This window comes from Streptomyces sp. NPDC088817 (genome assembly GCF_044750345.1).
GTDB lineage: Bacteria > Actinomycetota > Actinomycetes > Streptomycetales > Streptomycetaceae > Streptomyces.
In genome coordinates this window covers 300416-321696 of record NZ_JBIVJN010000001.1, presented here as the reverse complement: position 1 = coordinate 321696, position 21281 = coordinate 300416, and the positions used below count along the sequence as shown (strand labels likewise).

19 protein-coding genes are annotated in these 21281 nt (G+C 71.9%); 10 read left to right on the top strand and 9 right to left on the bottom strand.

All coding sequences use genetic code 11. The features are described from left to right. Positions 1-4: 4 nt before the first annotated feature. The 4 genes from ACIP4X_RS01510 (at position 5) to ACIP4X_RS01495 (ending at position 3880) form a co-directional block, all read left to right on the top strand. The gene (locus ACIP4X_RS01510) at positions 5-949 is read left to right on the top strand and encodes an RluA family pseudouridine synthase (protein ID WP_401346111.1); all 945 of its coding nucleotides are present in this window, start codon (positions 5-7) and stop codon (positions 947-949) included. Beyond that, a complete protein-coding gene (locus ACIP4X_RS01505) occupies positions 946-1437 on the top strand; it encodes a GNAT family N-acetyltransferase (RefSeq protein ID WP_391453517.1) in 492 nt (163 codons plus the stop codon). The genes ACIP4X_RS01510 and ACIP4X_RS01505 overlap by 4 nt, the downstream gene beginning before the upstream one ends. A gap of 63 nt (positions 1438-1500) precedes the next feature. Continuing rightward, on the top strand, positions 1501-3087 hold the full coding sequence (locus tag ACIP4X_RS01500) for a Na+/H+ antiporter (protein WP_401346108.1): 1587 nt from the start codon (positions 1501-1503) through the stop codon (positions 3085-3087). A gap of 52 nt (positions 3088-3139) precedes the next feature. Beyond that, positions 3140-3880, top strand: a complete 741-nt coding sequence (locus ACIP4X_RS01495) for an SDR family NAD(P)-dependent oxidoreductase (RefSeq protein WP_401346105.1) — start codon at positions 3140-3142, stop codon at positions 3878-3880. Positions 3881-3938: 58 nt separating this feature from the next. Here ACIP4X_RS01495 and ACIP4X_RS01490 read toward each other — a convergent pair whose 3' ends face one another. Beyond that, positions 3939-5039, bottom strand: a complete 1101-nt coding sequence (locus ACIP4X_RS01490) for a mechanosensitive ion channel domain-containing protein (RefSeq protein WP_391453523.1) — start codon at positions 5037-5039, stop codon at positions 3939-3941. A 174-nt stretch (positions 5040-5213) separates the two neighbouring features. Here ACIP4X_RS01490 and ACIP4X_RS01485 point away from each other — a divergent pair, with 174 nt between their 5' ends. After that, positions 5214-5804: a dienelactone hydrolase family protein gene (locus ACIP4X_RS01485; protein ID WP_401346102.1), complete on the top strand. Its 591-nt coding sequence runs from the start codon at positions 5214-5216 to the stop codon at positions 5802-5804. 16 nt (positions 5805-5820) lie between these two features. Here ACIP4X_RS01485 and ACIP4X_RS01480 read toward each other — a convergent pair whose 3' ends face one another. The 3 genes from ACIP4X_RS01480 to ACIP4X_RS01470 all read right to left on the bottom strand — a co-directional run bounded on the left by ACIP4X_RS01480 (position 5821) and on the right by ACIP4X_RS01470 (position 8806). Beyond that, positions 5821-6639, bottom strand: a complete 819-nt coding sequence (locus ACIP4X_RS01480; protein WP_401346099.1) for a thioredoxin domain-containing protein — start codon at positions 6637-6639, stop codon at positions 5821-5823. Positions 6640-6723: 84 nt separating this feature from the next. Further along, on the bottom strand, positions 6724-7422 hold the full coding sequence (locus ACIP4X_RS01475; RefSeq protein WP_358731337.1) for a hypothetical protein: 699 nt from the start codon (positions 7420-7422) through the stop codon (positions 6724-6726). Positions 7423-7489: 67 nt separating this feature from the next. After that, positions 7490-8806, bottom strand: coding sequence for a DUF2252 family protein (locus ACIP4X_RS01470; protein ID WP_358731338.1), 1317 nt, complete (start codon positions 8804-8806; stop codon positions 7490-7492). A gap of 230 nt (positions 8807-9036) precedes the next feature. Here ACIP4X_RS01470 and dnaE point away from each other — a divergent pair, with 230 nt between their 5' ends. Continuing rightward, on the top strand, positions 9037-12576 hold the full coding sequence (gene dnaE, locus ACIP4X_RS01465) for a DNA polymerase III subunit alpha (RefSeq protein WP_358731217.1): 3540 nt from the start codon (positions 9037-9039) through the stop codon (positions 12574-12576). 81 nt (positions 12577-12657) lie between these two features. Here dnaE and ACIP4X_RS01460 read toward each other — a convergent pair whose 3' ends face one another. Next, positions 12658-12837, bottom strand: coding sequence for a hypothetical protein (locus ACIP4X_RS01460; RefSeq protein ID WP_100569644.1), 180 nt, complete (start codon positions 12835-12837; stop codon positions 12658-12660). Between the two features lie 248 nt (positions 12838-13085). Here ACIP4X_RS01460 and ACIP4X_RS01455 point away from each other — a divergent pair, with 248 nt between their 5' ends. From ACIP4X_RS01455 to ACIP4X_RS01440, 4 genes are all read left to right on the top strand, one after another. Beyond that, positions 13086-14303 (top strand): NYN domain-containing protein, encoded by a 1218-nt coding sequence (locus ACIP4X_RS01455; protein ID WP_358731219.1) that lies wholly within the window; start codon positions 13086-13088, stop codon positions 14301-14303. A gap of 116 nt (positions 14304-14419) precedes the next feature. Then, positions 14420-15394 carry an ATP-binding cassette domain-containing protein gene (locus ACIP4X_RS01450; RefSeq protein WP_391453832.1) on the top strand — a complete coding sequence of 325 codons (975 nt, stop codon included), beginning with the start codon at positions 14420-14422 and terminating at the stop codon, positions 15392-15394. A 163-nt stretch (positions 15395-15557) separates the two neighbouring features. Then, positions 15558-16379: an ABC transporter permease gene (locus tag ACIP4X_RS01445; RefSeq protein ID WP_358731221.1), complete on the top strand. Its 822-nt coding sequence runs from the start codon at positions 15558-15560 to the stop codon at positions 16377-16379. Positions 16380-16413: 34 nt separating this feature from the next. Next, the gene (locus ACIP4X_RS01440) at positions 16414-17247 is read left to right on the top strand and encodes a hypothetical protein (protein WP_401346093.1); all 834 of its coding nucleotides are present in this window, start codon (positions 16414-16416) and stop codon (positions 17245-17247) included. A 100-nt stretch (positions 17248-17347) separates the two neighbouring features. Here ACIP4X_RS01440 and ybaK read toward each other — a convergent pair whose 3' ends face one another. From ybaK to ACIP4X_RS01420, 4 genes are all read right to left on the bottom strand, one after another. Further along, on the bottom strand, positions 17348-17857 hold the full coding sequence (ybaK, locus tag ACIP4X_RS01435; protein ID WP_391453534.1) for a Cys-tRNA(Pro) deacylase: 510 nt from the start codon (positions 17855-17857) through the stop codon (positions 17348-17350). A 22-nt stretch (positions 17858-17879) separates the two neighbouring features. Beyond that, positions 17880-18620, bottom strand: a complete 741-nt coding sequence (locus tag ACIP4X_RS01430; protein WP_358731227.1) for an LON peptidase substrate-binding domain-containing protein — start codon at positions 18618-18620, stop codon at positions 17880-17882. A gap of 11 nt (positions 18621-18631) precedes the next feature. Then, positions 18632-19678, bottom strand: a complete 1047-nt coding sequence (locus ACIP4X_RS01425; protein ID WP_401346090.1) for a hypothetical protein — start codon at positions 19676-19678, stop codon at positions 18632-18634. 93 nt (positions 19679-19771) lie between these two features. After that, on the bottom strand, positions 19772-21256 hold the full coding sequence (locus tag ACIP4X_RS01420) for an APC family permease (RefSeq protein ID WP_401346087.1): 1485 nt from the start codon (positions 21254-21256) through the stop codon (positions 19772-19774). Positions 21257-21281: the final 25 nt, after the last annotated feature.

The window sequence follows — 21281 nt, the reverse complement described above, 5'->3', positions numbered from 1 at the left end:
ACGGGTGAGCACGCTTCCCGAGATCCGTACCCTGCCCGTGCCCGACGGCCTGGAGGGCGAGCGCGTCGACGCCGCCATCTCCCGGATGTTCGGCTTCTCCCGTACGAAGGCGGCGGAGCTGGCCGCCACGGGCAAGGTGCTGGTCGACGGCACGGTGGCCGGCAAGTCCGAGCGGGTGCACGGCGGTGCCTGGCTCGAGGTCGAGATGCCGCAGGCACCCGCGCCCGTGCAGGTGGTCGCCGAGCCGGTCGAGGGCATGGAGATCGTGCACGACGACGACGACATCGTCGTGATCGTCAAGCCGGTCGGCGTCGCCGCGCACCCCAGCCCCGGCTGGTCGGGCCCGACCGTGATCGGCGGCCTCGCGGCGGCCGGCTACCGCATCTCCACCTCCGGCGCCGCCGAGCGCCAGGGCATCGTGCACCGCCTCGACGTCGGCACCTCGGGCCTGATGGTGGTCGCCAAGTCCGAGTACGCGTACACGTCGCTCAAGCGCCAGTTCAAGGAGCGCACGGTCGACAAGCGCTACCACACCCTGGTCCAGGGCCACCCGGACCCGACCAGCGGCACCATCGACGCGCCCATCGGCCGCCACCCGAACCACGACTACAAGTGGGCGGTCACCGCCGACGGCAAGCCGTCCGTCACGCACTACGACCTGATCGAGGCGTTCCGCGCCGCGTCCCTGCTCGACGTCAAGCTGGAGACCGGGCGCACCCACCAGATCCGCGTGCACATGGCCGCCCACCGCCACCCCTGCGTCGGCGACCTGACCTACGGCGCCGACCCCACCCTCGCCAAGCGGCTGAGGCTGACCCGCCAGTGGCTGCACGCGGTCCGGCTCGGTTTCGAGCACCCCGGCGACGGCCGGTGGGTGGAGTTCGCCAGCGACTACCCCGAGGACCTCCAGAAGGCCCTGGACCAGGTCCGCGAGGAGACGTACGCATGAGCGTGCCGTACGAGGTGCGCGTCGCCGGGGACCTCACCGACCGCGAGGCGTGTTTCGCGGTGCGCAAGGAGGTCTTCGTCGTCGAGCAGGGCGTCCCGCAGGACATCGAGTACGACGAGTACGACGCCGTCGCCCTGCACGTGCTGGCGGTCCGCGAGGACGGCGTGCCGCTCGGTACCGGGCGGCTGCTGCACGGCGCGGAGGCCGCCGCGAAGACCGGCGGCGACCCGGCGGTCGGCTCCCTGGGACGGCTCGCCGTGACCGAGGAGGCGCGCGGTCTCGGCGTCGGCGCGGCCCTGGTGCGCGCGATCGAGGACGCGGCACGCGCGCGCGGCCTCACGGCGGTGGACCTGCACGCGCAGACCCACGCGCTCGGCTTCTACGAGCGGCTGGGGTACACGGCCTACGGACCGGAGTTCCCCGACGCGGGCATCCCGCACCGAGCGATGCGGCGCGCGGTACAGCAGCGGGTCCGAAACGGCCGGTGAGCGGGGCGGCATGGCAGGCTTGAAGCCTGCCGTGTGAACGTCCGACGTCCCGGAGCGCTGAGCGTGGATCAGTTGGCCCTGCTGTTCGTCGTGTTGCTGGGGGCCGTGATCAGCGTCCCGGTCGGCGACCGGCTCGGGCTGCCCGCGCCGGTGCTGATGACGCTGCTCGGGATCGTCCTCGCCGTGCTCCACTTCGTGCCCAACGTCGACATCCCGCCCGCCCTGATCCTGCCCACCCTGCTGCCGCCGCTGCTCTACGCCGCCGTACGGCGCACGTCCTGGCGGCAGTTCACGGCGCACAAACGGCCGATCTTCCTGCTGGCCGTGGCACTGGTGTTCGTCACGACCTTCTGCGTCGCCCTGGTCTCGCACGCCATCGTGCCGGGGCTGTCCGTCGCCGCCGCCGTGGCCCTGGGCGCGCTGGTCGCGCCGCCCGACCCGGTCGCGGCGACCGCGGTGGCCGGGCAGCTCGGGCTGCCGCGCCGCCTGGTGTCGATCCTGGAGGGCGAGGGGCTGTTCAACGACGTCACCGCCATCGTCCTCTACCACGTGGCCATCGCCGCCGCCGTCAGCGGCGAGTTCTCCGCCTGGCGGGCCGGGCTCGACCTGGTGCTGTCCGCGGTGGTGGCGGTGGCCATCGGCATGCTGCTCGGCTGGGGCACGAACAAGGTCCTGGACCTGCTCGGGGACCCGACCCTGCAGATCGGGCTGACGCTGCTCGTGCCGTACGCCTCCTATGTGCTGGCCGAGGAGCTGCACGGCTCCGGGGTCCTCGCCGTGCTCACCACCGCGCTGTTCCTGGCGGAGTACGCCTCCGACGCCGACGACGTGCTGACCCGGCTGGCCGGGCACACCGTCTGGGACGTCGTGGACACGCTCGTCACCGGCGTCGCGTTCGGGCTGATCGGTCTCGAACTGCACAACGCGCTGCGCACCGCCTCGGGCCGGTGGGGCGAGCTGCTGGGCTGGGCGGGCGTGGTCGTGGGCGTGGTGGTGCTCGTACGGCTGGTGTGGCTGCTGCCGGCCACCTGGCTCACCAAACGGCTGCACGCGCTGCGGGACTACGAGGAGGACATCCCCATGACCTGGCGGGAGACCGTCGTCATGTGGTGGTCCGGGATGCGCGGTGTGGCCTCGGTGGCGCTCGCCCTGGCCATTCCGCTGAAGACGGACAGCGGCGCGCCCTTCCCCGACCGGGACGAGATCGTGTTCATCGCCTTCGGGGTGATCATGGCGACGCTCGTGCTCCAGGGACTCACTTTGCCGTGGCTGGTCAAACGGCTGGGGGTGCGGGCGGACTCCGAACGGGAGAAGGAGTTCGAGGAGGAACTGGCGGCGCGGGCGGCGCGGGCGGCCAGGCGGCGGCTGCGGGAGATCGAGGCGGTCGAGGAACTGCCGGAGGAGCTGTCCGAGCAGATGCTGCGGCGGGCCTTCGACATCGGGCTGCGGATCAGCCCGCAGTGGGGGGAGGAGGAACGCAGGGAGGGCCACGACAAGCGCGTACGGCGGCTGAAGCGGCTGCGGCGGATCCAGAGCGAGATGCTGAGCGCGGCGCGGCACGAGGTACTGGCCGCGCGCAGGGAGCCGGGGGCCGACCCGGAGATCGTCGACCGGGTCCTGCGCCACCTGGACGTACGCAGTCTGCGGTGAGCCGCGCCCGGCGTCCGGGACCGGCCGGTGCCGTCTCGGTACGCTCCGGTCCATGAGTCGCAACGTCGTCATCAGCGGGGGCGGTACGGGGATCGGGCTCGCCGCGGCGCGGACCTTCGCGGCAGGCGGGGACCGGGTGCTGCTGCTCGGGCGGCGGGGTGAGGTGCTGCACCGGGCCGGGGTGCCGGGCGCGCTGACGTTCGCCGCCGACGTGGGTGAGGTGGCCGGGGCGCGGTCGGTCGCCCGGTTCGTGGGCGACGAACTCGGGGCGGTGGACGTGCTGATCCACAGCGCTGGGGGATCGGGGCGGCTGGAGCCGCGGGTGGAGCGGGAGGACCCGCTCGAACTCGTCGCCGACAACTGGACGGTGAACTTCCGGATCAACACCCTGACCGCGGTGCTGCTCACGGAGGCCCTCAAGGAACGGCTCGCCGAACCGGGCGGCCGGGTGCTGTTCCTCAGCTCCATCGCCGCCTACCGCGGTTCGGGCAGCGGCGCCTACGCCGCCTCCAAGGCCGCCCTGCACCCCTACGCCCACGACCTGGCCCGCCAGTTGGGCCCGCGTGGGATCACGGTGAACCTGGTCGCGCCCGGATACGTCGAGGACACCGACTTCTTCGGCGACTCGATGGACGACGCCCGCCGCGCCCGCCTCGTCGCCGAGACCTCCACCGGCCGCCCCGGAACCCCGGGCGACATCGCGGCCACCCTCCACTGGCTGGCCTCACCGTCCGCCGCCCACATCACCTCCCAGATCATCCAGGTCAACGGCGGCGCGGAACGCGGCCACTGACCCCGCCGCCCGCGGTGACCGCAGGCGGCGGTCCGGGGACTCGCTCCCGGGCCGGGGGTCAGGCGGGGCCGGTCCGGGAGTCCTCGAAGGCGGGGCGCGGCGTCCCGTCGTGGCGTGCCGGGGGCGGCACGGCGCCGGACGTGTTGATGCGGGGCAGAGCGTAGGGGTGGTGCTCGGAGAGCCAGCGCAGCAGCTGCTCGCGGACCACGACCCGCACCGTCCAGATGTCTCCGGCGTCCTTCGCCGTCACCAGGGCCCGTACCTGCATCGTCGTCGGCGTCGTGTCCGTGACCACCAGGTTGTAGGCGCGGCCGTCCCAGGCCGGGCACTCGCGCAGGATGTCGCGCAGCTTCTCGCGCATCGCGTCCATCGGCGTGCAGTGGTCGAGGTGGAAGTAGACGGTGCCGGTCATCTGCGGGGTGCCGCGCGACCAGTTCTCGAACGGGTTGGACGTGAAGTACGACACCGGCATGGTGATCCGGCGCTCGTCCCAGGTCCGTACCGTCAGGAAGGTCAGCGTGATCTCCTCGACCGTGCCCCACTCGCCGTTGACGACCACGGTGTCGCCGATGCGCACCATGTCGCCGAAGGCGATCTGCAGCCCCGCGAACATGTTGCTCAGCGTGGACTGCGCGGCGACACCGGCGACGATGCCGAGAAGGCCGGCCGAGGCCAGCAGCGAGGCACCGGCCGCGCGCATCGCGGGGAAGGTCAGCAGCATCGAGGCCGCCGCCACCACGATGACCACCGCCGAGACCACCCGCATGATCAGCTCGACCTGGGTGCGCACCCGCCGCACCCGGGCCGGATCCCGGTGGGCGCGGGAGTTCGCGTACCGGGTGTACGTGGTCTCGACGACGGCCCCCGCGATCCGGATCACCAGCCAGGCCGCCGACCCGATCAGCACCAGGGTCAGCGTCCGGCCGATCCCGACCCGGTGCTCCTCCAGCAGCTCGGCCTGGTCGTAGGAGCCGCGCAGCAGGGCGGCGCACAGCACGAGCTGGAAGGGGGCGCGGGCACGGCGCAGCAGGCCCCACAGCGGTTTGTCGTGGTGCCGTTCGTCGGCCTTGCGCAGCAGCAGGTCGGTGGCCCAGCCGATGACCAGAGTGAGGACGACCGAGCCGCCGACAACGATCAGGGGGCGGAGTACGTTCTCCATGCCTGCGAACCTAACCCGCGACGCGCGGTGTGAACATGTGTGAGCGTGAAGATCGCGGGTAGGGCCGGGGGCGGTGTGACGATCCTCTCCACCTGCCGGTCCACGGGTCCCGCTCCGGACGGCCGCGCACCGGGCCGGGCGGGAGCCGTCGTACCCGGCTGGCACCATGGGCTCATGAACATCGTGCTCTTCCACTCGACCTACGGCCTCGGACCCGCGGTGCGCCGGGCCGCGGACCGGCTGCGTTCCGCCGGGCACCAGGTGTGGACGCCGGATCTCTTCGAGGGCCGTACGTTCGAGACGGTCGAGGAGGGCACGGCCGGCAAGGAGGCCATCGGCAAGGACGAGCTGCTCAAACTGGCCGTGCTGGCCGCGGCGCCCTACTCGGAGCGCGGCCTGGTCTACGCCGGGTTCTCCTTCGGGGCCGCCATCGCCCAGACGCTCGCCCTCGGTGACGAGAAGGCCCGCGGGTTGCTTCTGCTGCACGGCACCTCGGACGTTGCGCCGAACGCGAGCGCCGACGGCCTGCCCGTCCAGCTGCACGTGGCCGAACCCGACCCGTTCGAGCCGGACGACTGGCTGAGCGCCTGGTACCTCCAGATGGGCCGGACCGGGGCCGACGTGGAGGTCTACCGCTACGCCGGGGCCGGCCACCTCTACACCGACCCCGGCCTGCCGGACTACGACGAGGAGGCCGCCGAGGCCACCTGGCGGGTGGCGCTCGGCTTCCTCGCGGAGCTCGACGGGAACGACCGGGGCGCGTAGGCGCTCCCGGCCGGGATCAGCCCTTGAGGGCCGCGTCCACCGCCGCGTTGAACTCGTCCACCGTCATCGGCGGGTTGTCGGTGCCGGGCGTGGTCACCTTCTTGCCGTCCATGACCAGGCTCGGGGTGCCGGTCACCCCGTCCTTGTTGTTGTCGAAGGTCTTCGACATGGCGACCGCCCAGGCGTCGTACGTGCCGCTCTTGACGGCGTCGCGGAACGACGCGTTGCCCTTCAGGGGCGGCACGGTGTCGGCCACCTTGAGGAGGTAGTCGTCGTTCTTGAACTTGTCGTCGGTCTCCTCCGGGTGCCACTTCTGCGAGTACAGGGCGGACTTGTACTCGAGGAACGCCTCGGGGCTGACGTCGAGCGCGGCGCCCATGGCGCTCATCGCGTTCTTGGAGCCCTCGCCGTTGTCGTGGTTGTCGATGAAGGTGCCGCCGATGTACTGGAGCTTGAACTTGCCGTCGTCGACGTCCTTCTTGACGGTCGCGCCGACCGCTTCCTCGAACTGGCCGCAGATCGGGCAGCGCGGGTCCTCGTAGATCTTGAGGGTCTTCTGGGCGGAGCTCTTGCCGATGACCACGGTCGTGCCGTCGGTGCCGGTGGTGTTGGCCGGGGCGACGACCTTCTGGTCCTTCACGGCCTCCCAGTGGCCGGGCTTGTTGGCCTGGACGACGGCGTAGCCGATGCCGCCGGCCGCGGCCAGCACGACCACGACCGCGCAGGCCACGGTGATCTGCCGCTTGATCTTGGCCCGCTTGGCCTCGCGCTCCCGCTCGGCGCGCAGGCGCTCCCGGGCCGCCGTCTTCTCCGACTGGCTGTTCCGCTTGCTCATGATGGTGTTCTCCTGTGGGACGCGCAGCTTCGTGCGCGGGTACGAAGGGGGACTGGTCGTGCTCGGGGCGCCCGGGGTCGTCGCTCAGACGAGCGCGAGGGCGTCCGGGCACGGCGGTCCGCGCCGTCCCAGGGAGTACACGAGGAGCCGGGCGCGCAGCGCGGCGGTCCGCGGCGCCGGACGCGCCGGCCGGACCACCGGGCGGGCACGGCGCACCGCGACGGCCGCCACCGCGAGCAGCAGCGGCCGGAAGGTCGTGACGGCCACCGCGCGCAGCAGCTGGGCGAGCGCCCGCTCGCCGCGGCGCAGCCAGCCGGCCGCGAGCAGGCCGACGCCGATGTGCGCGGCCAGCAGCAGCCAGGCCGTCGCCGGGTCGGCGTGCGCGAGCAGGGCGGTCAGCCGGCCGGTGTCGGCGCCGGTCATCTGGGCCAGCGGGGTGCCGACGTCGGTGTGCCCGCCGCACAGCACGTCGAAGCCGACCGAGCGCAGAGGACCGGCGACCGGGCCGCCCGCGGGGCCGTAGCACAGGTGCTGGCCGGTGGTGAAGACGGTGTCGGCCGCCAGCTCCAGGGGTACCAGCAGGGCGGCGATCCGCCCGAAGCCGCGCTCGCGGCCGGCCAGGGCGTAGGCGAGCAGGAACACGGCGGCCGCGACCGCGGCCACCGTGTTCAGCGGCAGGGGGGCCCGGGACAGCAGCACGTGCGACGCGGTGCTGAGCGTCACGACCACGGCCGTGAACAGCGCCGCGCGCACGGCTCTGAGTCTGGTCCCGGATATGTCCATAGCGAGAAAAGAGTCTGTCATGCGGGCCGGTAAGAGACCCCTAAAGGGTTCCTGTGCGGCCCATCCGTCACAGACCCGGAATGCCCCCGTTGCGCAGCAGCTCCACGAAGAGGCGGTGGTCGGCACGCGCGCGTGCGCCGTACGCGTGCGCGAAGTCGACGAGCAGCGGCGCGAAGCCCTCCTCGTCGCCGGCGATCGCCGCGTCGATGGCCCGCTCGGTGGAGAACGGCACCAGCGACTCGCCCGAGGCGTCGTCCGCCGCCGCGTGCATGGCCGCCGTGGCCCGGCCCAGGTCGGCGACCACCTGCGCGATCTCCTCCGGGTCGTCGATGTCGTCCCAGTCGAGGTCCACGGCGTACGGCGAGACCTCCGTGACCAGCCGGCCCGCGCCGTCCAGCTCGGTCCAGCCCAGCCACGGGTCGGTGTGCGCCTGGAGGGCGCGGCGGCAGACCACCGTGCGGTGGCCCTCGTGCTGGAAGTGGTCCTGGATCGCCTGGTCCGTGATGTGCCGGGAGGCCGCCGGGGTCCGGGCCCGCTGGACGGAGATCACCACGTCGTGCTCCAGGGCGTCGCTGGGCCCCTCCAGGAGGATGTCGTACGACAGCCCGGCCGGGTCGATCCCGCGGCGGCCGACGACGTCCTTGACCCGGTAGGACTCCGGGCGGGCCAGCGACGCCTCCGGCAGGGTCTCCAGATAGCCGTCGAAGGCCGCGAGGACCTTGTAGCGGGTGGCGGCGTCCAGCTCGACCGCGCCGCCGCCGGGCGCGAAGCGGCGCTCGAAGTCGCGGATCCCGGTCATCGACTCCAGCAGCCCGGCACGGGTCAGCGAGCGCGCGTCGCGCAGCGTGTCCAGCAGGGGGCCGTCTGCGGTGTCCAGGGTGAAGGGCGGCACCTCGTCGCTCTTGGCGCCGGTGGCCAGGGCGTGGATCCGGTCGCGGTACGCGCTCGCGTACAGCGTCACCAGCTCGGTGATCCGCTCGTCGCTGAGCGCCTTGGCGTACCCGATCAGGGCGAGGGAGGCGGCGAACCGCTTGAGGTCCAGGGTGAAGGGTCCGACGTACGCCTCGTCGAAGCCGGTGGCGCTGAAGACCAGCCGGCCGTCGGCGTCCATATAGGTGCCGAAGCTCTCCGCGTGCAGGTCGCCGTGGATCCACACCCGCGAGGCGCGGTCGTCCAGGTACGGGCCGCCGCGCCGGTCGGCGCTCAGGTCGTGGTGGAAGAGACAGGCCGTGCCCCGGTGGAACGCGAGGGCCGAGGACGCCATCCTCCGCAACTTCGTGCCGAACGCGGCCGGATCGTCGGCCAGGAGCTCGCCGAAGGCGGTGTCGAGGACGGCGATGATCTCCTTGCCGCGCTGCTCGTCGCTGAGCTGGGGGACCGACATCGCTGACATCGCGGAGTGCCTCCTGGTGCAGGTGGTGCGTGACGTGTGGAGTGGGTCCGGCAGGGGCGTTCCTCCACACCAACGTCCGGCGGTGCGGCGGAGTGCCCGCGTTGTCCCGCATGAAGGTACGGCTGGAACGCGGTCGCGTGTCAGTGCCGGGGCATAGACTTCGACGCTGTTCACCGGACTGTCCGCAGCCCGTCGTCTATGTTGTCCATGGAGGCCGAACCGTGTCGAAGCCGCCGTTCACGCACCTGCACGTCCACACCCAGTACTCGCTGCTGGACGGTGCCGCGCGGCTGAAGGACATGTTCGACGCGTGCAACGAGATGGGCATGACGCACATCGCGATGTCCGACCACGGCAACCTCCACGGGGCGTACGACTTCTTCCACACCGCGAAGAAGGCCGGAGTCACCCCGATCATCGGGATCGAGGCGTATGTCGCCCCCGAGTCCCGGCGCAACAAGCGCAAGATCCTGTGGGGCCAGCCGCATCAGAAGCGCGACGACGTCTCCGGTTCCGGCGGTTACACCCACAAGACGATGTGGGCGGTGAACAGGACCGGCCTGCACAACATCTTCCGCCTGTCCTCCGACGCCTACGCCGAGGGCTGGCTGCAGAAGTGGCCCCGGATGGACAAGGAGACGATCGCCCAGTGGTCCGAGGGCGTCGTCGCCTCCACCGGCTGCCCCTCCGGCGAGGTGCAGACCCGGTTGCGCCTCGGCCACTTCGACGAGGCCCTGAAGGCCGCCTCCGACTACCAGGACATCTTCGGCAAGGACCGCTACTTCCTGGAGCTGATGGACCACGGCATCGACATCGAGCGCAAGGTCCGCGACGGCCTGCTGGAGATCGGCCGGAAGCTCGGCATCCCGCCCCTGGTCACCAACGACTCGCACTACACCTACGCGCACGAGGCGACCGCCCACGACGCCCTGCTGTGCATCCAGACCGGCAAGAACCTCTCCGACCCCGACCGCTTCAGGTTCGACGGCACCGGCTACTACCTGAAGTCGACCGAGGAGATGTACGCCATCGACTCCTCGGACGCCTGGCAGGAGGGCTGCGCCAACACGCTCCTCGTCGCCGAGATGGTCGACACCACGGGCATGTTCGTCGAGAAGAACCTGATGCCGAAGTTCGACATCCCCGACGGCTACACGGAGATCACCTGGTTCAAGGAGGAGGTCCGCCGCGGCATGGAGCGCCGTTTCCCCGGCGGCATCCCCGAGGACCGCCAGAAGCAGGCGGACTACGAGATGGACGTCATCATCTCGATGGGCTTCCCCGGCTACTTCCTCGTGGTCGCCGACTTCATCATGTGGGCCAAGAACAACGGCATCGCGGTCGGTCCCGGCCGCGGCTCCGCGGCCGGCTCGATCGTCGCGTACGCCATGGGCATCACCGACCTCGATCCGATCCCGCACGGCCTGATCTTCGAGCGGTTCCTCAACCCCGAGCGCATCTCGATGCCCGACGTCGACATCGACTTCGACGAGCGCAGGCGCGTCGAGGTGATCAGGTACGTGACGGAGAAGTACGGCGCCGACAAGGTCGCCATGATCGGCACGTACGGCAAGATCAAGGCCAAGAACGCGATCAAGGACTCCGCGCGTGTGCTGGGCTACCCGTACGCGATGGGCGACCGGCTCACCAAGGCGATGCCCGCCGATGTCCTCGGCAAGGGCATCGACCTGGACGGCATCACCAACCCCTCGCACCCGCGCTACAACGAGGCGGGCGAGATCCGGGGGATGTACGAGAACGAGCCGGACGTGAAGAAGGTCATCGACACCGCCAAGGGCGTCGAGGGCCTGGTCCGGCAGATGGGCGTGCATGCCGCCGGCGTGATCATGTCCAGCGAGACCATCACCGAGCACGTGCCCGTCTGGGTCCGGCACACCGACGGCGTGACCATCACGCAGTGGGACTACCCGAGCTGCGAGTCGCTCGGCCTGCTGAAGATGGACTTCCTCGGCCTGCGCAACCTGACGATCATGGATGACGCCGTCAAGATGGTGAAGTCCAACAAGGGGATCGACATCGATCTCCTCGGCCTCCCGCTGGACGACCCCAAGACCTTCGAACTGCTCCAGCGCGGCGACACACTCGGTGTGTTCCAGTTCGACGGCGGCCCCATGCGCTCGCTGCTGCGCCTGATGAAGCCCGACAACTTCGAAGACATCTCGGCCGTGTCGGCGCTCTACCGTCCCGGCCCGATGGGCATGGACTCGCACACCAACTACGCGCTGCGCAAGAACAAGCTCCAGGAGATCACGCCGATCCACAAGGAGCTCGAGGAGCCCCTCGAGGAGGTCCTCGCGGTCACCTACGGCCTGATCGTCTACCAGGAGCAGGTGCAGAAGGCCGCCCAGATCATCGCGGGCTACTCGCTCGGCGAGGCCGACATCCTCCGCCGCGTGATGGGCAAGAAGAAGCCCGAGGAACTGGCGAAGAACTTCACCATCTTCCAGGCCGGTGCCCAGAAGAACGGCTACAGCGACGAGGCCATCCAGGCCCTGTGGGACGTGCTGGTCCCCTTCGCCGGCTACGCGTTCAACAAGGCCCACTCGGCCGCGTACGGCCTGGTGTCGTACTGGACCGCCTACCTCAAGGCCAACCACCCCGCCGAGTACATGGCCGCCCTGCTCACCTCCGTCAAGGACGACAAGGACAAGTCGGCGGTCTACCTCAACGAGTGCCGCCGCATGGGCATCCGGGTGCTCCCGCCCAACGTCAACGAGTCCCAGTCGAACTTCGCCGCCCAGGGCGACGACGTGATCCTCTTCGGCCTCTCCGCGGTGCGCAACGTCGGCACCAACGTCGTCGAGTCGATCATCAAGTCCCGCAAGGCCAAGGGCAAGTACTCGTCGTTCCCCGACTACCTCGACAAGGTCGAGGCGGTGGTCTGCAACAAGCGCACCACCGAATCGCTGATCAAGGCCGGCGCCTTCGACGAGATGGGGCACACCCGCAAGGGCCTCACCGCGCAGTACGAGCCGATGATCGACAACGTGGTCGCGGTCAAGCGCAAGGAGGCCGAGGGCCAGTTCGACCTCTTCGGCGGCATGGGCGAGGAGACCAGCGGCGAGCCCGGCTTCGGTCTCGACGTGGAGTTCTCCTCCGAGGAGTGGGACAAGACGTATCTGCTCGCCCAGGAGCGGGAGATGCTCGGCCTCTACGTCTCCGACCACCCGCTGTTCGGACTCGAGCACGTGCTCGCGGACAAGGCCGACGCGGGCATCTCCCAGCTCACCGGCGGCGAGCACGCCGACGGCGCGGTCGTCACCATCGGCGGCATCATCTCCGGCCTCCAGCGCAAGATGACCAAGCAGGGCAACGCCTGGGCGATCGCCACCGTCGAGGACCTCGCCGGCTCCATCGAGTGCATGTTCTTCCCGGCGACCTACCAGTTGGTGTCCACCCAACTCGTCGAGGACGCGGTGGTGTTCGTCAAGGGCCGCCTCGACAAGCGGGAGGACGTGCCCCGCCTGGTGGCGATGGAACTGATGATCCCCGACCTGTCGAACGCGGGGGCCAACGCGCCGGTGATCCTCACCATCCCGGCACTGAAGGTGACCCCGCCCATGGTCAGCCGGCTCGGCGAGATCCTCAGCCACCACAAGGGCGACAGCGAGGTCCGCATCAGGCTCCAGGGGCCCAGCCGGACGACGGTGCTGCGGCTGGACCGGCACCGGGTCAAGCCGGATCCGGCGCTGTTCGGCGATCTGAAGGTCCTGCTCGGCCCGTCCTGCCTGGCGGGCTGACATGAACGAGGGGCGTGCCCGTGCGCATCGGGTACGCCCCTCGCTGATTACCGCACTTGCTCAACAGTCCATGGACCGGAGTCAGTTGTGGCCGAAGCGCTTCTGACGTCCCTTGCGGGCCATGGCAGTCGGACTTGTCTGCGGCCCGTGGGCGTGGTGCTCGGCCTGCGGTTCCGACACGGACTGCTCCGTCTCCTGCGGGCCGTTCGCGGCCACGGACGTCTTCTGCCGGCTGCGGTCCTGCTTGCGGTTCTTGGCCATGGTGATCAGCCTCCTGTGGGGGATCTCGGGGCCAGGGCCGGGACCAGATTCACATAGGCCGACAATGAACGCATGTTGGATAATTACCGTATGTAACGCGGGGCGTCGGGGCGCGGGCTCCCGAAACGCCACGCCGAAGATCGAGTTCGGGCCGTTAACCCCGCCCGGGTCGGGCAGACTCGAAGCACATCCCGAAGTACATCCCCGAGCACATCCCGAAGCAACCTCCCGGAAAGAGGGTGGATCGCGTGGACCGCTGCATCGTCCTGGTGGACGCCGGGTATCTGCTGGGCGCCGCGGCCAGTCTCCTCGCCGGGGAGCCGTCGCGGTCCCGGATCACCGTCGACCACACCGCTCTCGTGCAGGGGCTGCGTGAACAGGCCGAGTCCGACACGGAGCGGCCCCTGCTGCGCATCTACTGGTTCGACGGCGCGCCCGACCGTGTGCCGCAGCCCGAGCACCGCCGGCTGCGGGTGATGCCCCGGGTCACCGTCCGGCTCGGCGCGCTCACCCGCAGCGACGGACGCTGGGCGCAGAAGGGCGTCGACGCCGCGATGCACGCCGAACTGACCGAACTGGCCCGCAACCGCGCCTGCTCCGACGTCGTCCTCGTCACCGGCGACGGCGATCTGCTGCCCGGCATGATGGCCGCCAAGGAGCACGGCGTCGCCGTGCACCTGTGGGCGGTGCAGGCCGCCGACGGCGACTACAACCAGTCCGAGGACCTGGTCGCCGAGGCCGACGAACGGCGCGTGCTGGACCGCACCTGGATCACCAAGGCCGTGCGCGCCAAGGAGCTCGGCGGTGTCTGCGCGCCGCCGCCCGCACCCCGCCCCGAGATCGCCGCGATCCTCTCCGCGCCGCTGCCCGAGTCCGCGCTCAGCCCGGGCACCGAGAGCCGCTCCGAACCGCGGCAGCACCCGGAGGCCGCCCCGGGGCGCGGCGGCACCGAGGAGCGGGTGCCCACCACCAAGGGCGTGCCCACGCCCAAGGACCTCGCCGCCCTGCGCGCCCCCGGCACCCCGCCCGCGCAGCACCCCTCCTCGGCGACCCTGCGCTGGTCCTCCGACCGGGGCTGGGTGGACCGGCCGGGCATGCCCGCCGAGCCCCCCGAGGCCGCATCCATGCCGACGCTCGCCCAGCTGACGACGGCCGAGCAGCGGTGGGCGGACCGGGAGGAGGACATCACGACCGTCGGCGGCGACCCGTACGAGGTGGGACAGGTCTTCGCCAGGCGCTGGGTGGACCGGCTGGGCGACCAGGCGCACCTGCAGAAACTGTCGTCGATGTACCCGCGCGTCCCGCACCGCGTCGACGGCGAGCTGCTGCGCTACGCCGCCCGCTTCGGGCTGCTCGCGCACAAGGACGACCAGATCGACGAGCACGACCGTTACGCCATCCGTGCCGGGTTCTGGCGGGAGATCGACGTACGGACCTCCACCGAGCGCGCCCCGGCCGGCGACTGAACCGCTCACCGGGCCTGCTCGGGACGCCCCGAGGACGAGTGGGGCTCCGCGACCCCGTACCCTCGTCCCTTGTGAGTACGCGCACGGCACAGGCACTTCGCCCCGGGGACGACGTCGTGTGCGCGGTGCGCGGACTGACCCGGACCTACCCCGCGCTGCGGGGCCGGCGCGGGGTCCCGGGAACGCCCGAGGTGCTGGCCACCGACGCGGTCGAGCTCGACGTACGGCGCGGTGAGATCTTCGGGCTGCTCGGGCCGAACGGCGCCGGAAAGTCCACCCTCGTACGCCAGCTCACCGGGCTGCTGCGCCCCGACAGCGGCACGGTCGAGATCCTCGGCCACGACATCGTCGCGCACCCCGAGCGGGCCGCGCGGATCCTCGCCTACCTCGGGCAGGAGTCCACCGCCCTGGACGAGCTGACCGTCTCGCTCGCCGCCGAGACCACCGGGCGGCTGCGCGGCCTGGACCTCCGGCAGGCGCGTGCCGAGCGGGACGCCGTCCTCGACGAACTGGGTCTCACACCGATCGCCGGGCGTCCGCTGAAGAAGCTCTCCGGCGGGCAGCGGCGGCTCGCCTGCTTCGCGGCCGCGCTGGTCGGAGAGCGCCCGCTGCTGGTGCTCGACGAGCCGACCGCCGGAATGGACCCGGTGGCCCGGCGGGCGGTGTGGTCCGCCGTCGACCGGCGGCGCGCCGAACGCGGCACGACCGTCGTCCTGGTCACCCACAACGTCATCGAGGCCGAGACCGTCCTGGACCGGGTCGCCGTCCTGGACCGGGGCCGCGTCATCGCCTGCGACACCCCGGCCCGGCTCAAGGAGCGGGTCTCCGGCGAGGTGCGGGTCGAGCTGGTGTGGCGGGACCGGGCGCCCCTGGAGGTGGCGGAGGTCGCCGCGCTCAGGGAACGGGCCGTGGAGGCGGGCCGCCGCTGGACGCTGCGGCTGGCGCCCGAGGAGGCCCGTGCCGCCGTCGCCACGGTCACCGGCGGTGCCGCGTTCGCCGCCCTGGACGACTTCACACTGACCACGCCCAGCCTGGAGGACGTGTACCTGGCGCTGGGCGGCGCCGCCCGGCAGGGGCTGGTGAAGGCATGACCGGGATCAGCGGCATGAGCGCGGGGACCGGCGGATCCGTGGAGGAGTACACGGGCGCCGGGGGGAACCCGTGCGGCGCGGGAGACACGACCGCACCCGCCGCGCCCGCCACGACGGAGAAGCCGGCCGCGTGTGCTGCCGCAGGGAAAGGGAGCAGTTCGACGTGAGTGTCGTACCCGCCGGTGTGCTGCCGGGCGCGACGGCCGTACAGGACGGCGGTTCCGGTGACGCGGCCGTGCTCGGGCCGCGGGCTCGGCTGTGGCCGTCGCTGGCCGCCGTGTACCGGGCCCAGCTGTCCCGGGCGCGGGTGGCGAGGATCCCGCTGCTGTTCGTGGCGACCTTCCAGTCCGCCGGCATCATGGTCATGATGCGGGGCGTGGTCGACGGCGGCAGCGAGGCCCGATACGTGGTGTCCGGCGCCTCGGTCGTCGTGGTCGCCTTCGTCGCGCTGAACCTGCTCGCCCAGTACTTCGGGCAGCTGCGGGCCAGCGGCGGGCTCGACCACTACGCGACGCTCCCGGTGCCGCCCGCGGCCGTGGTGCTGGGCGCGGCGGCCGCGTACGCCTCCTTCACGGTGCCGGGCACGCTCGTGACCGCCGTGTTCGGGTGCGTGCTGTTCGGGCTGCCACTCGGCAACCTGTGGGTGCTGTTGGCGGTGATCCCGCTGGCCGGTGCCGCGCTCTCCGGGCTCGGCGCGGCCTGCGGGCTGCTCGCACCGCGCCCGGAACTGGCCACGCTGCTGGGTCAGTTGGGCATGTCGGCGGCGCTGCTGCTGGGTGTGCTGCCCCCCGACCGTATGCCGGAGGCGGTACGGCTGGTGCGTGACCTGCTGCCTTCCACGTACGGCGTGGAGGCCTACGCGCACACCTTCGCGGCCCGTCCCGACTGGGCTCTGGTGGCCGGTGACATGGCCGTCTGCGCCGTGGTCGGGGTGGTCTCGCTGGCCGCCGCCACCTGGGCCTACCGCCGGGCCGCCGTCCGGTGACGCGGCCTTCCCCCGCAACTGGCAGGATGACAAGGTGACAGCTCCGTTGACTCCGCCACCACCGCCGCACCGGCGCTCCTCACAGCCTTCCGGCTCCTCCGGGCCCTCAGAGTCCTCGGGGTCTTCGGGGCCGTCGGAGTCCGGGCACGCCCCGCAGTCGGGGCCGGGGCCGGTCCAGCCCTGGCAGTCCTGGCAGGTGCCGCCCGTCCCGCCGAAGAGCGCCTACGAACAGGACGGGCCCGGCTGGGCGGCCGAGATCCGGGAGGCCGTCCTCGTCATGGTCGCCGTGGCGCTCTGCGGGGTGCCGCTGGGACTGCTCTGGCTGCGGCTGGCACCGAAGGTGCCGCTGGTCGCCGAAGTGTCCGGGAACAACTGGGTCGTCTACCTCAAGGACACCGAGGGCGAGCAGGCGATCGGCGTGGACGGCACGTTCACGCTGCTGGCCCTGGCCTTCGGCGTGGTGTGCGCGACGGCCGTCTTCCTGGTGCGCAGGCGCGGCGGTGTGCCGCTGGTGGTGGCCCTGTGCGTCGGAGGACTGCTCGCGTCGCTGCTGGCGTGGCGGCTCGGAGTGTGGCTCGGACCCGAGCAGGACGTGATCGTCCACGCCAAGGCGGTCGGCAAGGGTGTGACGTTCCCGGCCCCGCTGAAGCTCGACGCCAAGGGAGCACTGCTGGCCTGGCCACTGGCCGCACTGCTCGTCCACCTGGGACTGACGGCCCTGTTCGGGCCACGTGACCCGGAGATGTATTACGAGTCCGGCGCGCACGGAGACGGCACAGTCGGGGACGGCACGCCCGAGGGCGGCCCGCACGGAGACGACACCCACGGAGACGGCACCCACGGACACGGGGAGTCCTCGGCGCACTAGCCCGGCCGGGGCCCCTGTTCGGTGTCCGGAGGCCGCGTGGCGGACGCGGGTGGGCGGCACGGTAAGCCTCCCACCGCGCCAGCCGGACAGGACCGGGCGGTCAGGCGCGGCCGATCGGGGCGAGGACGGCGTTGGTGAGGCCTGCCAGGTCGACCGGGGACAGTTCGACCTCCAGGCCGCGGCGGCCTGCCGAGACGCAGATGGTGGCGTGGGTGGGGGCCGAGTCGTCCAGGACCGTGGGGAGTCTCTTGCGCTGGCCGAGCGGGGAGATGCCGCCGCGGACGTAGCCGGTGGTGCGCTCCGCGAGGGCCGGGTCGGCCATCGCCGCCCGCTTGCCGCCGACCGCCGCCGCCAGGGCCTTGAGGTCCAGGGAGCCCGCGACCGGCACCACGGCCACCGTCAGGGCGCCGTCGACGTCCGCCACCAGCGTCTTGAAGACCCGGTCGGGGGAGACACCCATCGCCTCGGCCGCCTCCTCGCCGTAGGAGGGGTGCGAGGGGTCGTGGTCGTAGGAGTGCACGGTGTACGGCACGCCCGCCGCGGTCAGCGCCACCGTCGCCGGAGTGCCGCCCGCCCCTTTGTCCTGCTGCTTCTTCGCCTTCTTGGCCATCCCGACCCGTTCCCTCGGTCCTTCAGTTGAGACTCGTCGGCCCGCGGGTCAGCTCCGCGGCCGGCAACGACGGCAGACTACGGAGGATCGCCGTCTCCCTGCGCAGGAGTTTCAGCTCGTCACGCAGCCGGGAGGAGATGTCGGGCGCCTGGAGCAGCCGCTGCTTCGTCGGAATGTCGAGCATCATCGCCGCCGCCACCAGGTACGACACCACGCTCGGCTCGTCCGGCAGCTCCGCGGCCGTCGACAGCGACCGCTCCCGCGCGCCCGCCAGCCGCTTCTGGTACTGCCGGAAGGACCGCAGCACCCCCTCGGCCAGCGCGCCCGCCTCGTCCCCGGGCTCCTCGGTCAGCTCCCGCAGCTCCGCCACGAGGTACGGACCGGAGGCGTCCACGGACAGCAGCCGGACCCGGGTCGTGCCCGTGGCCAGTACCTCGAAGGTGCCGTCGGCCCGCTCCCGGATCGTCGCCGCGTCCGCCACACAGCCCACGGAGTGGAAGGCCTTGGCCGGGTCGGGGCCGAAGCCGGCGGCGGGGCCGCGTACGGGCTGTGTGGTCGGATCGGGCATGCCGGGGGAGCTCTCGGCCACTTCGTGGCCGTCGCGGATCGCCACGACGGCGAACCGGCGCGGTTCGTCCTCGGGCGTCTTCAGCAGCGCGCGCATCATGGCGCGGTAGCGCTCCTCGAAGACGTTCAGGGGCAGCACCAGCCCCGGGAACAGCACCGTGTTCAGGGGGAAGAGCGGAAGGCGGACGGTGGTCACGGCGCAAAAGCCTAGTGCTCGCCGCGACGGGCGCGTCCGCCGAGCCCGTATCGCGGGCGCCGGGACGGTCCCGCGGGCGGTGCCGCCCCCAGGTCGGCGCGCAGTTTCAGGAAGAACCCCAGCGGGTCGTCCGACTGCCGTTCCCAGGGGAAGGAGGTGGCGTACGGGCCGATGAGGCGCAGCTGCACGAGGGCCTCCTCGGGGCGCTCCAGCCGCAGCAGGACGCAGGCCAGCAGGTTGCGGATCTCCGCGGGCCAGGTCACGGCCGCCGGGAAGCGGGCGGAGAACACGATCGCCCGGTCGGCCGCCGCGTGCAGCCGGGCCCGCGGCACCGGAGGCCCGCAGCCGTCGGTCAGATACGCGAAGGCGGCCCGCACGGGCAGCGCCTGGACGAGCGAACCGGCCGGGGCGTCCTGGGCGGCCAGATCGGCGAAGTCGAAGCACTCGCGGTGCGAGCCGTGCCAGGAGGTCGCCAGATAGCGCAGGGCGGCCACATGGCAGCCGTAGTGGTGCGGGGCGCGGCGGACCGCGGCCTCCCACAGCTCCTCGAAGTACCGGTGCCCGGCGCGGCTGCCGCGCGCGTGGTCCAGCGCGACCCGCCACGGCACCGGGTCACGGGCGTCGGCGCGGGCGGCGGCCGTGATCAGGGGGCTGACGCCGCGCAGCAGCTCGGCCCGCGCGGGCGAGGGCCAGGCGCGGTCGACCGCGAGCTGGGCGGCGACCAGCAGCGCGTCCGGGTCGCGCGGGGCGGTGGCGAGCCAGACGTCCAGCCACTCCGGGCGGGAGCGGGCGATGGCGGCCAGCCGTGTCGTGTACCGGTCGCGCTCCTCCCAGCGGGCCCCCTCCCGGGTGCCGGCGAGCAGCGCCGCGGCGGGCCGGTACGCGCCCTGGGCGGCGGCGACCAGCGCCGGGCCGAGGGGTTCGTCCGGCGCGTCGAGGAGGACCTCGTCGTCGGAGGGGAGCCCGGCGGCGGTGAGCCCGGCGGCGGGGCTGGGCACGGTTCTTGTCATCCGGGCAGGGCGGATGAACGCGGGCAGCGATGCCATGGTGTCGACCATTGAAAGACGCAGGTCGCACGCGCGCCAGGGGGTTCGGGCAAGGAGTGGAAAGTTGTACGCGGGATGGTCAAGGTAGAGTAAAAGGTGTTGGTTTCAACAACTGTCCGCGCGCTGTGCGGGAGCAGTGGAACCGGCCGCCTCCCCGCGCCCGCCCGCACTCCCGCGGTCCTGCACGCGGGTCCGGTACAGCCACAGGCAGACGCCCGTCGCCAGTACCCCGACCGCGACGCCCAGCTCCGTGAAACCGCCGTACCCGCTCACCGAGAACCCGGTCGCGCCGACGACGAGGATCACGCTCAGCAGCGCGGCCAGCACCCACGCCACCGGCACGAGGAACGACGGCAGGCGGATCGGCCGCGCCGCGTCCGGCCGGTCCCGGCGCAGCAGAGCGAAGGCCGACAACGCCAGGACGTGCGTGAGGATGTAGCCCAGGTTGCCCGCCACGATGATCGCCAGCGGTGTCCTCAGCACCGTCAGGGTGACGACGTTCAGGACCAGGGCGACGACCAGCGCCCGTACCGGCACGCCCCGCCCGTTCAGCACGCCGAACTGGCGGATCGTCGTCCCCTCGACCCCCATCGTGTAGAGCACCCGGGAGCCGTCCGCGAGACCGGTGACCATGATGAGCAGCAGCGAGCCGATCAGGAACACCACCATCAGGTCGGCCCCGCCGCCGATCAGGTCCTGGAAGGCCCGGACGTAGAACGTCGTCGGCTCGTCGGCGATCGGTTTCTCGCCCACGTAGCCGGCGAGGGACAGCGGCATCAGCACGAACACGCCGAGACCGAACAGCGCGCCCGCCCGCAGCGCCCGCGAGGTGTCCTTCACGGTGTCCCGGTACTCCGGCGCGAAGGTGGCGCACACCTCCACGCAGAAGCAGGTCCACGCCATGATGTACAGCCAGACCAGCGCCTCGTGCAGACCGGCCGCGCCGTGCAGGTCCCAGTGCAGCCGGGAGGCGTCCCAGCGGCCGCTGAGGAAGGGTCCGACCATGAACACCAGCAGGGGCACGAGCAGCATCCCGCCGGTCAGGTACACCACCCACATCGCCGCGTGCAGGCCGACCAGGGCCGCCGCGAACAGCAGCACGATCACGCCGAGTCCGACGGCGATCGGGAAGGTGAGCTGCACCGGGCCGAACGTCAGGCTCCACCGCTGCCCGGGGAACCACTGCGCCTGGACCAGGGAGCCCACGATCCCGGCGTACACCGACAGCGCGGTCGTCCACGGGAACCAGTAGCCGAAGGACGCCAGCGGCCCGACGACCGGCGCGCGCCGTTTCCAGCCCTCCGTCGCGTAGTGCGCGATGCCCCCGGAGGACTCGGGGAACATCGCCGCCAGTTCGGTGTAGATCCAGTTGGTGACGGCGGCCAGCACCATCGCGGTCGCCCACAGCGCGACCGCGCCCCAGCCGCCGAGTCCGCCGATGGAGCCGCCCAGCGAGGCGACCAGCGCGGCCGGCATGGTCAGGGACAGCGCGAAACCGTCGTACCAGCGCATCTTCCTCGGCAGCGCGGGCGCGGCCCCGTCCTCTGTTCCCCCTCGCACGGGCGGCTCGGGGTGTGACGCGACAGGCATGGAGATCCCCCTTCAGGGGTGCTCG

What these genes read in the sequence shown, in the direction of transcription:
- ybaK (WP_391453534.1), bottom strand. Translation starts at nt 17,857, where the DNA reads ATGGCCAAGAAGGCGAAGAAGCAGCAGGACAAAGGGGCGGGCGGCACT.
- ACIP4X_RS01460 (WP_100569644.1), bottom strand. Translation starts at nt 12,837, where the DNA reads ATGGCCAAGAACCGCAAGCAGGACCGCAGCCGGCAGAAGACGTCCGTG.
- ACIP4X_RS01495 (WP_401346105.1), top strand. Translation starts at nt 3,140, where the DNA reads ATGAGTCGCAACGTCGTCATCAGCGGGGGCGGTACGGGGATCGGGCTC.
- ACIP4X_RS01490 (WP_391453523.1), bottom strand. Translation starts at nt 5,039, where the DNA reads ATGGAGAACGTACTCCGCCCCCTGATCGTTGTCGGCGGCTCGGTCGTC.
- ACIP4X_RS01425 (WP_401346090.1), bottom strand. Translation starts at nt 19,678, where the DNA reads ATGGTCGACACCATGGCATCGCTGCCCGCGTTCATCCGCCCTGCCCGG.
- ACIP4X_RS01505 (WP_391453517.1), top strand. Translation starts at nt 946, where the DNA reads ATGAGCGTGCCGTACGAGGTGCGCGTCGCCGGGGACCTCACCGACCGC.
- ACIP4X_RS01480 (WP_401346099.1), bottom strand. Translation starts at nt 6,639, where the DNA reads ATGAGCAAGCGGAACAGCCAGTCGGAGAAGACGGCGGCCCGGGAGCGC.
- ACIP4X_RS01470 (WP_358731338.1), bottom strand. Translation starts at nt 8,806, where the DNA reads ATGTCGGTCCCCCAGCTCAGCGACGAGCAGCGCGGCAAGGAGATCATC.
- ACIP4X_RS01485 (WP_401346102.1), top strand. Translation starts at nt 5,214, where the DNA reads ATGAACATCGTGCTCTTCCACTCGACCTACGGCCTCGGACCCGCGGTG.
- ACIP4X_RS01420 (WP_401346087.1), bottom strand. Translation starts at nt 21,256, where the DNA reads ATGCCTGTCGCGTCACACCCCGAGCCGCCCGTGCGAGGGGGAACAGAG.
- ACIP4X_RS01475 (WP_358731337.1), bottom strand. Translation starts at nt 7,422, where the DNA reads ATGGACATATCCGGGACCAGACTCAGAGCCGTGCGCGCGGCGCTGTTC.